The following is a 13,340-nucleotide window of genomic DNA, read 5'->3' on the forward strand; positions in this document are numbered from 1 at the left end:
TGGTTCGCTCAACCCCGAAATGTCAGTCGAGGGGCAACGACCGGTATTGCACCGCGACGCTTCGGGCCCCTTCGGGGGGATTGGTCCGCACCCGCCGCCGGTACGGGCCGAGCAGCTCATGGATCGCGTTGTTGAGCCCGGTCAGTTCCTCTGCGGTAAGCAGCAGCACACTGTCGGCGAACCAGGCAGCCTCGTACCACTCGCCGGGCTCGTCCGGGGCCCGCCGGATCCAGTCCCGGACCCGCTGGCTGTCCCGGGCCAGGTGCGCGTCGACCAGGGCCAGCTCGGCGGCGCGGGCCTCGGAGTCGGCATCCGGACCCGACTCGACGTAGTACGACGGGCTGAACCAGACCCGCTCCCGGGCGTCACCCCGGCTCGGGGCCTCCTCGATCAGCCCGAACTTCGCCAGCTCCCGCAGGTGGTAGCTGGTCGCGCTCGGGGAGAGGCCGGCGATCTCGGCGCACTCCGTGGCTGTCGCACCGCCCTCCACCGTGCTGAGGTGTTCCATGATCGCCATACGGGCCGGGTGGGCGAGGGCCCGCATCACCTGCGGGTCGCTGATCGTCACCCGGCGCTGCTCGGGGCGCGCCTCGGTCATGCCCCCATGATCCCGCCCCCGCGACGGCTCGGCGAAATTCGGTTGTCCGGCTCGTCGAGCGGAGTAAGCTGCTTTGTCCCGCCCGACGGCCGTGGTGAGTAGCACCGCACAGGACGTCCCCGCGCCGACCGACGTCGGAAACGCGAGCGGCAGCGTTTTTCCCGTGACGAGAGGTACGTGGATGACCCTGCACGCCCAAGAACAGACCCCACACCCGCCCGTTCAGACCCTGGACGCCGAGCTCACCGCCGAACGCTCCCACCTGGACACCTCCCGCGCGGCGCTGCGCCGGATGCGCGAGCGCGCCGAGGCCCTCTTCGCCACCGGCGACAAGGTCGCCGGGGACGCGTACACCGCCGAGCAACTGGGCCGGCACATGGCCCGGCGGGTCAAGGAACTGGCCGACGACCCCACCACCCCGCTCTTCTTCGGCCGGCTCGACTTCGGCGAACACGACCCGGACCACGCTGGGCGCGACTACCACGTCGGGCGGCGACACGTCACCGACGAGTTGGGCGAGCCACTGGTGCTGGACTGGCGGGCCCCGGTCTCCCGGTCGTTCTACCGGGCCAGCGCGCGCGACCCGCAGGGCGTCGCCGTCCGACGCCGGTTCGGGTTCAGCGCCGGCCTGCTGACCAGCTTCGAGGACGAGCGCCTTGACCGGGGCGAGGAGCTGGGCACGGCCAGCCGGATCCTCACCGCCGAGATCGAGCGCCCCCGCGTCGGCCCGATGCGGGACATCGTCGCCACCATCCAGCCCGAGCAGGACGAGCTGGTCCGGGCCGACCTGGCCGACTCGATCTGCGTGCAGGGCGCGCCGGGCACCGGCAAGACTGCGGTCGGGCTGCACCGCGCGGCGTACCTGCTCTACCTGCACCGGGAACGGCTGCGCCGGTCCGGCGTGCTGATCGTCGGGCCGAACCGGGCGTTCCTGTCGTACATCGCCGCGGTGCTGCCGGCGCTCGGCGAGGTCGAGGTCGAACAGGCCACGGTGGAGGACCTGGTCGCCCGGGTGCCGGTACGCGCGGTCGACGACCCGGCCGTCGCCACACTGAAGCACGACGTCCGGATGGCCGAGGTGCTGCGCCGCGCCGTCGACGCCCACATCGGTACGCCCACCGAGCCGATCATTGTGTCGGACGGCTCGTTCCGCTGGCGGATCGGCCTCGACCCCCTGCACCGCGTGGTCGAGGAGACCCGACAGGAAGGGCTGCCCTACGCCACCGGCCGGGAACGCGTCCGGGCCCGGGTGGTGGGGCTGCTGCAACGGCAGTCCGAGGCCCACCGAGCGGAGTCGCCCAGCGACGCCTGGCTGCGCCGGATGGGCAAGGTCAAGCCGATCACCGCCTTCCTGGACGCGGTCTGGCCGGCGCTCACCCCGGAGGGGCTGCTGCACCGACTCTGGTCCGACGCCGACGCCCTCGCCGCGGCGGCCGACAGCCTGTTCACCGCCGAGGAGCAGGCCGCGCTGCTCGCCCCGGCAGCCGGGAGCGCGGCGGCGACCGGGAGCGCGGCGGCGACCGGGAGCGCGGCGGCGACCGGGCGACGGCCCAACCGGGCCGGCACGGCGCTGGGCCGTACCCCGAAGGCGACGAAGTGGACCGCTGCGGACGCCACGTTGATCGACGAGGCGGCCGGGCTGATCGAGCGGCCCGGCGGTTTCGGGCACGTGGTGGTCGACGAGGCGCAGGACCTCTCCCCGATGCAGTGCCGGGCCATCGCCCGCCGCAGCGAGCACGGCTCGATCACCCTGCTCGGCGACCTGGCCCAGGGGACCGCGCCGTGGGCGGCCACCGACTGGCGGGAGTCCCTGGCCCACCTGGGCAAGCCGGGCGCGGCCGTGGTGCCGTTGAGCGTCGGCTTCCGGGTGCCTGCGGCGGTGGTCGCGTTCGCGAACCGGCTGCTGCCCGCGCTCGCGGTCGACGTACCCCCGGCCGAGTCGCTGCGCCGCGACGGGACGCTGGATGTGCGTACCGTGGACGACCTGACGGCGGCGACGGTGGCCGAGGTGCGCGCGGCGCTCGCGCACGACGGCTCGATCGGCGTGATCGCCGCCGACGACGCGGTGGAACCGCTACGCGCGGCGCTCGCCGCGGCGGGCGTCGAGACCGCGACCGCCGACGACGTCGAGACTGCGGCGCGGGTCACCGTCGTCCCGGCGACCCTGGTCAAGGGCCTGGAGTACGACCACGTCGTGGTCGTCGAGCCGGCCGCGATCGTGGCCGCCGAGCCGCGCGGTCTGCACCGCCTCTACGTGGTGCTGACCCGGGCGGTCTCCCGCCTCGCGGTGCTGCACCGGGACCCGCTCCCCGCACCCCTGGCCGGCTGAATCCGCTTGATCAAGTCGATGTGCGGCATGTGGTGGTCTCCCCGGCTGCGGAGACCACCACATGCCGCACACTGAGTTGATCAAGCGGGCGGGGGCGGCCGGTCAGCGAGAGTCCGGCCAGCCGGTCAGGTCGGTGCCCCGGCCGGCGTACGCGTCCTGCACCCGCCGAGCCCACAGGTAGGCCATCGGCAGGTAGTCGAACTCGTACGCCGGCCCCATCCGGTCGGCCAGGTCGGCGAACTTGACCAGCTCGAACAGCGCGGCGACCGGCCGGGCCGCCGGCCACGCCTCCTGGAGCACGCCGGGCGGCGCGAGGTGCCGCCAGCCCTCCAGGTACGCCGCGACGTGGCGGCGGGCGTCCGGCTCGGCGACGGCGTGCAGCCAGCCGCCGAGGTCGAGCAGCGGGTGGGAAACCGCGGCGAAGCTCCAGTCGAACAGCAGCGGGCCGGCGGGCCCATCGGCGGCGTTGTGCTGGTGAAAATCCCCGTGCACAAGGCTCTCGGGCAGGTCGAAGTCGTCCAGTTCGGCGCAGCGGTCCTGCAACCACATCCCGACCCGGGTCAACCGGGCCCGGTCCGGCTCACCGGACGGCTGCCACAGCCGCGGCTGCCGCAGCAGCGCCGGCACCCGGCCGGCCAGGTCGTCCAGCGTCAACGTCGGGCAGCCCAACTCGATCAGCGGCGCCGTCCGGCCGACGGTGCCGGCCTGGATGCGGGCCAGCGTCCGCAGGGCACCGGCCGCATCCCGCACCGGCGGCTGGGCGCCGAAATCCGCGCTCAGCCACCAGCCGTCCTCGGGCGAGGAGGCGAGCACCCGGGGCACCGCGTCCGGCCAGGTGCGCGCGAGGTGGCCGATGAGCTCCGGCTCGTGCGCCAGGTGCGCCAGCCCCGCCTTGAGGAACACCCGACCGACGGTGGTCGGGGCGCACAGCACGCAAGACGTGGTCCAGTGCCGGATCTGGGCAGCCGGTCCGGTCCGCCGCACGCCCTGCCCGGCCAGCGCGGCGTCGAGCCAGTCGACCGCGCGGGCGTACCAGCCGGGCCGGTACCACGCTGGACCTGTGCCGGCCGTGGGCCGGTCGAGCCAGTCGCGGACGATGCCGGGGCCGAACGTGTCGGCGTCGAACCAGGCGTACCCGCCGGTGGGCTCGCCGTCCAGCGGTTCCGCCACGAACAGCGTGGCGTCCAGCGGCTCGACCAGCGCCACCGCCACCCCGGTCGCGGCGGCCACCGCACCCGGCAGTTGGCTGCTCGGCGGTGGCCAGGCGGCGCCCAGCCGCAGCCGGGGCGGGACGGGGGCGTCGCCGTCGCGCCGGCCGAGGATCCGCTGCCGGTCGGCCGTGGCGACGATGACCTCGACCTCGACCGGCCCGACCGACGCGGCCAGGGCCGTCACGACCGTTCCCCGGCGCCGACCGCCGCCCTCGGCCGGGACGCGGCCACCGGCCCGTCCGCCGCCGGGTCCCGCCGGTGCTGCAGCGACTGCACGCCGACGAGATCGTCAGGGATGGCGTCGGGCGCCTCGGTGTCGAACCGGGCCACCGCGTTGATCCGGGACGCCACCAGGACGAGGACGGCGATGGCGAGCCCGGCCAGCACGTACACCAGGGCGATGCCGCGGCCCGGGCCCACTCCGACCAGCCGGCCCGCGGTCGAGGCGAACGCCCCACCGGGCATCAGCTTCGGCTCGAAGAACGCCGTCGCGGCCGGGGCCAACACCGCGAAGCCGAGCGGCAGCGTGGACCACGAGATCATCTGGTTCAGAGCGGCGGCCCGGCCGTGGTACCGCTGAGGGATCTTCACCTGCACGATCGCGCGGTAGATGCCGGTGGTCAGGGTGAGCCCCGCCGCGATGCCGCAGGCGCCGGCCGCCACCGTGACCAGGTCCGGGCGCAGTCCGACCAGGACGCAGGAGAGCGCCATGGTCAGGACGGACAACAGCACGCCGCGCATCGGGCGGCGGGCCGGCCCGCCCCAGATGGCGACCACGAGCCCGGCGACCGTGGCGCCCAGCCCGGACAGGAACGACACCCGGGCCACGTCGCCGAGCGTTCCGAAGGACAGCACCAGCGGGCTGGTCAGGATCAACGGTGGGGCCAGGAAGAGGTTCAACACCAGGAAGAAGATCAGCATCGCGCGCAGGTGCCGATGCCCCCAGGAATACCGGAAGCCGTTGGCGATCTCGGCGACCAGGGTCTCCCGCCGGTGCCAGCCCAACATCGCCGGCCAGCGGATTGCCGCGGTGACCACGATGGCGACGCAGTAGCTGACGATGTCGAGCGCCAGGATGCCGCCCAGCCCGATCGTGGCCAGCATGCCGGCCGCGACCAGCGGCACGAACAGGGTGCCGAAGCCGTTGACCATCTCCACCACGCCGATGGCGTGCCGCAGGTATCGCTTCGGCACGAGCTGCGGCACGGACGCGACGTACGCGAGGCGCTGGAAGGCGGTGGCCACCGACAGCCCGACCATCAGGCCGTACAGGTGCCACAACTGGAGGGTGTCGGTCCACAGCAGGACGCCGAGCGTGAGCTGGAGGGCCCAGGCCGCGATATCGCCGCCGAGCAGCACGAGCTTGCGGTTGGCGCGGTCGACGACCGCGCCGGCCAGCGGCGCGACCACCAACCCCGGCACGAGGCCCAGCGTGACGAAGACCGCGAGCCGGGTGACCGAGCCGGTGTTGAGGTAGATCCAGATCGGGATGGCCCAGGCGGTGAAGGCCGAGCCGATGAGGGAGATCAGTTGGCCGGAGGCGGCGGCGAGGAAGCGGCCCATGCTCGGCTCGGCCGGCCGGCGGCGCCGGGCCGGGGCGGGCGCGGCGGCCCGGTCGGCGGCATCGGCCGGCTCAGCGGGGTCCGCCCGACGCGCCGCCGTGGCGGGGTCGGGCCGGTCGGTTCGGTGCACGCCGTGCAGCCACCAGTCGCTGTCCGGGCCACGGCTGGCCAGGGTCAGCGCGGCCCCGTCGTCCTCGGCGACGGCCCGATGGGTGGTGGTGACGATCTCGGCCAGCTCGGTGGCCCGGTACCGGTTGAAGTAGTGGCCGCCCTCGTCCAGCACCACGAGCACGCAGGTGTCGGAGAGGAAGTCCCACTCGCGGAAGCGTTCCTCGTAGTAGTCGGTGGCCGGGTCCTGCTCACCGATGACGGAGATCACCGGGGCGTTGATCTTGGCGATGCGCTGGTCCAGCAGCCCGCCGTAGTAATCCTCCGCGCTGCGCGTGTCGTGCCGCATGTTACGGATGATCCGGTTCACCTCGTCGAGGCCGAGTTCCTCGATGTCGACGCCCCGGCCGACGAGGCGGTTGATGAAAGTCCGGTTGCTGAGCAGCGGCTCCATCTCGGCAAGCCGGGACAGCCTGCTGAGGATCCCCCGGGGCCGGGCGAACGGGAAGATCCCGCCGACGTACACGGCGTCGAGCGCCCGGCCGGCAGCCTCCAGCCGGCGGGCCACCTCGACCACGAGGGCGCTGCCGATGCCGCAGTGCCCGTACAGGACCAGCGGGCCCGCCACGTCGCGGAGGATCTCGTCGACGCAGCCGTTGACCAGCTCGGCGAACTCCGTGGTGTCCTGCGAGCCGCCGGCCTCCTCGCCGTGGATGGCCACCGAGTACAGCCGGTGCCCGGCCGGCATCGCCTCGGCCAGCGCCTGGTAGATCGCGGCGCTGCCACCGCCGTACGGCACGCAGACGAACGACGACACCAACTCGTCGGCCGGCACCGGCCGGGTCAGCTCGTGCAGCAGCCGGGCCGGGGCAGCCTCGCCGGCCGGCTCGTCGAGCTGCCGGGCGAGCTCGCGGACCGTCCGACAGCGGAACAGGTCCATCAGCGAGACGGAGCCGCTGCCGCCGGCCGCCTCGACGCCGCGCCGGATCCGGGTGATGGCCTGGGTGGCCAGCAGCGAGTGCCCGCCGATGAGGAAGAAGTCGTCGTCGATGCCGACCTGCTCCAGCTTCAGCAGCTCGGCCCAGATCCCGGCGATCAACCGCTCGTACGGGGTACGCGGCTCGGCGAACTCCTGCTCGGCCTCCCGGGCCAGGTCCGGGTTCGGCAGCGCGCGGTGGTCGAGCTTGCCGTTCGGCGTCAGCGGCAGCGCGTCGAGCAGCACGAACACCGCCGGCACCAGGTAGTCGGCGAGGCTGCGCCCCAGGTGGTCGCGCAGGTGGCCGGCGGTCGGCCGGTCGCCGTCGTCGGCCGGTACGACGTAGGCGACCAACCGCCGGTCGCCGCCGGCGTCCTCGTCGACCAGCACCACTGCCGTGCGTACGCCCGGGTGGGTCTGCAGGGCGGTCTCGATCTCACCGAGCTCGATCCGGTACCCCCGGATCTTGACCTGCCGGTCCACCCGGCCCAGGTATTCCAGGGTCCCGTCGGCCAGCCAGCGCACCCGGTCTCCGGTGCGGTACATCCGGGCGCCGGGGGTGCCGCTGAACGGCTCGGGCAGGAACCGCTCGGCGGTCAGGCCCGCCCGGTTGAGGTAGCCACGGGCCAGGCCCGCGCCGGCGACATACAGCTCGCCGGGGACGCCGGCCGGTACCGGGTTGAGGTTGCGGTCCAGGACGTAGCCGCGCAGGTCGTCCAGGGTGCGGCCGATCGGCGAGGAGACCTTGCGGCGGACGTCGGCGCGGCGGATGCGCTGAGCGGTCACGTGCACCGTGGTCTCGGTGATGCCGTACATGTTGACCAGTGCCGGCCGGTCGTCGCCGTACTGGTTCAGCCAGTGCCGCAACTCCCGCACGTGCAGCGCGTCGCCGCCGAAGACGATGGTGCGCACGTCGAGGTCGGCGAAGGACCGGTCGGTCTCGGTGAGGGTGGCCCGCAGGCCCCGGAACGCCGCGGGGGTCTGGTTGAGCACGGTCACCCGCTGCTCGGCCAGGACGTCGAGCAACTGCTCCTGGTCGCGTACGACGTCGGCGGGGACGACGACGAGCCGGCCCCCGTAGGCCAGCGCGCCCCACATCTCCCAGACGGAGAAGTCGAACGCGTACGAGTGCACCATCGCCCAGACGTCGGTGTCGTCGAAGTCGAAGTGCGCCTCGGTGGTGGTGAGCAGGCGCACCACCTGCCGGTGCTCGATCAGCACGCCCTTCGGGGTGCCGGTCGACCCGGAGGTGTAGATGACGTACGCCAGGTGGGCGGGGGTGACCGCCGCCCGCTGCGAGGTGACGTCCTCGGGCTGGTCCGGCTCGTCGTCGTCCAGGCAGACCACCTGGCCGGCGTGGCTCGGCAGCTGGTCGCCCAGCTCCCGTTCGGTGATCAGGATCGACGCGCCGGTGTCGGCGAGGATGAACTCCAGCCGCTCCCGGGGGTACGCCAGGTTCAGCGGCACGTACGCGCCGCCCGCCTTGAGCACGCCGAGGATCGCCTCGACGGTCGCCACGCTGGGCTCCAGGTGCAGGGCGACCAGCGTGTCCGGACCGACCCCGAGGCGGCGCAGCCGACGGGCGAGCCGGTCGGCCCGCCGGTTCAGCTCGGCGTAGCTGACCTCGGTCGCGCCGCAGACCACCGCGACGGCGTCGGGTCGGCGGGCGGCCTGCGCCTCGAACAGCCCGTGCAGGGTCTGCTCCACGGGGTGCCGCGCCGTGCCGCCGGCCCACTCGCCGACGATCAGCGCCCGCTCGTCGTCGTCGAGCAGGTCGACCTCGCGAAGCGGGGCGTCCGGACGGGCGGTCACCACGCGCAGCAGCTGGCTCAGGTGACGGCTCAGCGCCTCGATCGTCGCGGCGTCGAACAGCGCGACGTTGTAGTTGAACTCGCACCACAGCCGCCCCTCACGCGTCTGGATGGCGAGCAGCTCGAGGTCGAAGCGGGTGGCCGACAGGTCCAGGACCTCCCACCGGGCGGCCGGGCCACCGCCGGCTGCCCCGTCGGCGTGGTCGCGCATCTGGTAGTTCTGCAGCGCGAAGGTGACCTGGAACAGCGGCGCGCGGCTGACGTCGCGGGGCACGCCCAGCTCGGCGACGATCTGCTCGAACTGCACCCGCTCGTGGGTGAGCCCGTCGAGGACCGTCTGCCGGGTACGGGCGAGCAGGCCGGCGAACGACTCGGCGTCATCCAGCCGCGCCCGCATCGGCAGCATGTTGACGAACATGCCGACCAGGCCCTCCAACTCCGGGTGGCCACGCCCGGCCACCGGGGAGCCGACCGCGAAGTCGTCCTGCCCGGCGTACCGGCCGAGGAGCACCTCGTAGGCGGCGAGCAGGGTCATGTAGAGCGTGGCGTCGTGCCGGCGGGCCAGCTCGGTGACGGCGGTGGTCAGCTCCGCGTCGATCTCGAACCGGTGGCTGGCACCGTCGAAGCGCTGGGTCGGCGGCCGGGTGCGGTCGGTCGGCAGCTCCAGGGTGGGCACGCCGGCGAGGTGCTCGACCCAGTACGCCAGCCCCCGCTCGCTCTCGGCGTCCTGGCGCTGCCAGTGGGCGTAGTCGCCGTACTGCACGGGCAGCGGCGGCCAGGCCGGCTCCGTCCCGTCCCGCCGGGCCCGATACGCGGTCAGCAGGTCGCCGACCAGCACGTCGATGGACCATCCGTCACTGACGATGTGATGGGTCTCCAGGGACAGCAGGTGGGCCTGCTCGCCGTACCGGATCAGCCGGGCCCGGACCAGCGGGCCGGCGGTCAGGTCGAAGGGGGCGGCGGCCTCGGCGCGGGCGAGGTCCAGGGCCTGCCGGCGGGCGTCGGCCGGGTCGGCGGCGGTCACCTCGACGAGCTGGAACGGTACGGAGAGCGCCGCGGCGACGGCGACGGACGGCTGCCCGTCGGCGTCCGGCGGGAAGCTCATCCGCAGGCTCTCCTGTCGGGCGGTCACCTCGTCGAGCGCCGCCCGCAGCGTGTCGGGGTCGAGGTCGCCGTCCAGCCAGACACCCACCGAGACGTGGTACGCGGTCGCGCCGGTGCCGAGCTGTTCGACGAACCAGAGCCGCTCCTGCGCGTACGACAGCACGCGCGGCTGGTCCGGTGGCCGCGTCGTGACGCGGGGGCCGGCGGCCGCGCGGGGGCGCAGCATCCGTTCCAGGAGTGCCTGTTTGGTCGCGGAGAGCCGGACGTCCCGGGTGGCCGAGTCCGGTGCTGGGGGCATCTGGGTCACCTCTCGCGGGCGGTGAGCAGTTCGGCTGCCTCGTCGTCGGAGAGCTGGTCGAGCCGGGTGACGAGCCGCCGTTCGAGCTCGACCGCGAGCCCGGCCACGGTGGGACGGGCGAACAGCACGTGGATCGGCAGCTTGAGGTCGAGCGCGTCGGCCAGCCGGGCCATCACCTGGCCGGCCAGCAGCGACTGCCCGCCCAGGTCGAAGAAGTTGGCGTGCACGTCCACCATCGCGGTGCCGAGCACCTCCGCCCAGACGGAGGCGACCATCTCCTCCGCGGCGGTGCTCGGCGGCGTCGACGTCGACGGCGCCGCGTCGGCGGGGGCGGGCAGCGCGGCGGTGTCCAGCTTGCCGCTGGGCAGCGTCGGCAGCGCGGGCAGTCCGATGACGGCGGCCGGGACGAGGCCCGCGGGCAGGATCGTGCGCAGGGCCGACCGCAGGGCGTCCGGCTCGGCGTCGCCGACGACGTACCCGATGAGGCGTTGCCCGCGCGGATCGGCGTGCACCACGACGGCGGCCTCCCGCACCCCCGGCTGGGCGCGCAGCGCGGTCTCGACCTCGCCGAGCTCCACCCGCAGGCCGTTGACCTTCACCTGGCGATCGAGGCGTTCGAGGAACTCCAGCGCGCCGTCCGGTCGCCAACGGCAGCGGTCGCCGGTGCGGTAGAGCCGGGAGCCGGGCGGGCCGAAGGGGTCCGGGACGAAGGCCGCCGCGGTCTCGGCCGGCCGGCGCAGGTAGCCCCGGCCGACCGGGACGCCCGCGATGTGCAGGTGCCCGGGCACTCCGACCGGCGTGGGCTCGCCGCGCTCGTCCAGCACGTGCAACGAGCAACCCGGCATCGGTACGCCGATCGGCACGGGCCCGGCGACGCGCTCGCCGGCCGGCACCGAATGGGCGGAGACCGCGATGGTGGTCTCGGTCGGCCCGTACAGGTTGTGCAGCGGCACCGCCAGGACCGCGGCGAGCTCGGCCGCCAGGTCACCGGTGAGCTGTTCGCCGATGCAGGTGACCCGGCGTACGCTCCGGCAGTCGGCCAGGCCCGGCTCGGCGACCAGGTGCTTGAGCACGGTGGGCACACAGGACAGCAGCGTGACCTCCTCCCGCCGCACGGTGTCCAGCAGGGCGGGCGCATCCAACGCGCCGTCCGGCGGGGCGATGACCAGGGTCGCGCCGGCCACGAGAGCCGGGTAGACCTCCTGACCGAAGACGTCGAAGCTGGGCGAGGTGAGGACGAGCAGGCGGTCGGCCGGGGTGACGTCGAGCCGCCGGGCGAACCAGACGGCGTGCGCGGCGAGGGACCGGTGCTCGACCATCGCGCCCTTCGGACGGCCGGTCGAGCCGGAGGTGTGGATGACGTACGCCAGATCGCCGGGGGCGAGGACGGCCGGCTCGGGGCCGTCCGCCCCGGCCGGATCCGGGTCGGGGTCGTCCACGCAGAGCACGGTGTACGGCCCCGACGGCAGGGCCGGCCGCAGGCCGGTCGCGGTGACGACCACCGACGCGGCCGCGTCGTCGACGAGGTACGCCAGCCGCTGCGCCGGGGAGGCCGGATCCAGCGGGACGTACGCCGCGCCGGACCTGAGCACCGCCAACATCGCCACGACTACGTCGGCGGAGCGGGGCAGGGCGACGCCGACGAGCTGTTCGGGGCCGACGCCGGCGGCCCGCAGCCGCGCGGCCAGCCGGGCGGTCCGCCGGTCCAACTCCGCGTACGTGATCGAGGTGACGCCGTCGCGCAGGGCGACCGCCGCCGGGCGCTCGGCGGCCCGAGCCCGGATCAGGTCGACGACCGTGCCGCCGGGCGACTCCGCGAGGCCGCCGGTGGTCCACCCGGCCAGCAGCAGCCGTTCCGCCTCGTCCAGCAGGGGCAGCGCCGACAGGCTGGCATCAGGCGCGGCCAGCGCGGCGCCCAGCAGGCTCAGGTAGCGGTGCACCAGGCGCTCGGCGGTGCTGGCGTCGAACAGGTCGCTGCGGTACTCCAGCCGCCCCTGTGTCTCGTTCAACTCCAGCAGCAGCTCCTCGTGCGCGCTGCCGTTGCTGGTGCTCAGCTTCACCTTGCCCAGGTAGTTGAAGCCGAGCTGGTAGAGCGGCTGCACCCCCGGCGTACGGGGCGGTGACAGCGCCTCGACCAGCCGGGGCAGCGGCAGCTCCTGATGCTCAAGGGCGGACAGCATGGTGTCCCGCACTCGCTCGACGAGTTCGCCGAAGCCGGGGTCGCCGGTGGTGTCGATGCGCAGCACCAGGGTGTTGACGAACATGCCGATCAGCGGCGCCAGCTCGGGCCGGTCCCGACCGGCCACCGGCAGGCCGACCAGCACCGTGGCGTCACCGGAGAGTCGGTGCAGCAGCGCCGCGTAGCCGGCGAGCAGAACCATGGCGGGGCTCGCCGCGTGCCGGCGGCCGAGGGCACCGAGTTCGGTATGCAGTTCCTCGGGAAGGTCGAAGACAAGTTCCGCGCCGGGGCGACCCGGCTCGGCGGTGCGCGGGCGGTCGGTGGGCAGGCCGTGTACGACCGGCACCCCGGCCAGCCGATCCCGCCAGTAGGCCAGGTCCGCGTCGCCGGCGCCGGTACGCAGCCGCTCGGTCTGCCAGGCGGCGTAGTCGGCGTACTGGATCTCCAGCTCGGGCAGCCGGGCCGGCCGGCCCTCGACGGCGGCCTCGCACAGCTCGCGCATCTCGGCGGCCAGGATCGGCACCGAGTTGCCGTCGAAGATCGAGTGGTGGGCGACGAACAGCAGTCCGCTCTGCCCGGGCATGCGGATCAGCCGGGCTCGCCACAGCGGGGCCTGGTCGAGCGCGAACGGTTCGCCCAGGTCGGCGTCTCTGGCCTCGGCCAGCCGGCGTACCCGCTCCGCCTCGGGCAGGTCGGCGACGTCCAGGTGGGCGAGTTCGACGGGCACCTCGGCGTGCACGACCTGGGTGAGGGTGCCGTCGTGCGACCGCAGCGCGGTGCGCAACGGCTCGTGCCGCCGGACGAGTTCGGCCAGCGCGGCGTGTACGACGTCGGCGTCGATCCGCGCCGGGAGCGAGGCGTAGGCACGCAGGTTGTAGGCGGCGGATTCGGTGTCGACCTGACCGGCCAGCCAGATCCATTCCTGAGCCGAGGATGCCGGAAAGGTGTACTCGCCGGATCCCTGCACCGCTTCCTCCCTCACACGACACCCATCGCCGATGCACTCGGCATCGGTATCTGCCAATGCTAATAAGTTTCAGGCAACGGACCCTCCGTTGAATATCCATTCAGGACTGACCGTCCACCCGCTATCGCTTCACCGCGACGCGTGATCACCAGGCGACTCCCAGCAGTACGGAGGAAGCCTCTTCACCTGACGTTCTG

General features: G+C 73.7%; 5 protein-coding genes. 1 reads left to right on the plus strand and 4 read right to left on the minus strand.

What is annotated here, in order from left to right; translation table 11 throughout:
* Window positions 1-22 precede the first annotated feature (22 nt).
* On the minus strand, window positions 23-598 hold the full coding sequence (locus tag AB0C02_RS02005) for a winged helix-turn-helix domain-containing protein (protein WP_357540127.1): 576 nt from the start codon (window positions 596-598) through the stop codon (window positions 23-25).
* A 181-nt stretch (window positions 599-779) separates the two neighbouring features.
* Here AB0C02_RS02005 and AB0C02_RS02010 point away from each other — a divergent pair, with 181 nt between their 5' ends.
* Window positions 780-2,927 (plus strand): AAA family ATPase, encoded by a 2,148-nt coding sequence (locus AB0C02_RS02010; RefSeq protein WP_357540984.1) that lies wholly within the window; start codon window positions 780-782, stop codon window positions 2,925-2,927.
* 102 nt (window positions 2,928-3,029) lie between these two features.
* Here the strand turns inward: AB0C02_RS02010 and AB0C02_RS02015 are convergent, their stop codons facing one another.
* Genes AB0C02_RS02015 through AB0C02_RS02025 form a run of 3 tightly spaced genes read right to left on the minus strand, consistent with a single transcriptional unit; the run spans window position 3,030 to window position 13,143 of the window.
* Window positions 3,030-4,322 (minus strand): phosphotransferase, encoded by a 1,293-nt coding sequence (locus AB0C02_RS02015; protein ID WP_357540129.1) that lies wholly within the window; start codon window positions 4,320-4,322, stop codon window positions 3,030-3,032.
* A complete protein-coding gene (locus AB0C02_RS02020; RefSeq protein ID WP_357540131.1) occupies window positions 4,319-9,997 on the minus strand; it encodes an amino acid adenylation domain-containing protein in 5,679 nt (1,892 codons plus the stop codon). The genes AB0C02_RS02015 and AB0C02_RS02020 overlap by 4 nt, the downstream gene beginning before the upstream one ends.
* 5 nt (window positions 9,998-10,002) lie before the next feature.
* Window positions 10,003-13,143, minus strand: coding sequence for an amino acid adenylation domain-containing protein (locus AB0C02_RS02025; RefSeq protein ID WP_357540133.1), 3,141 nt, complete (start codon window positions 13,141-13,143; stop codon window positions 10,003-10,005).
* Between the last annotated feature and the right edge of the window lie 197 nt (window positions 13,144-13,340).

The organism is Micromonospora sp. NPDC048999, assembly GCF_040649295.1.
In the GTDB taxonomy this organism is placed as follows: Bacteria; Actinomycetota; Actinomycetes; order Mycobacteriales; family Micromonosporaceae; genus Micromonospora.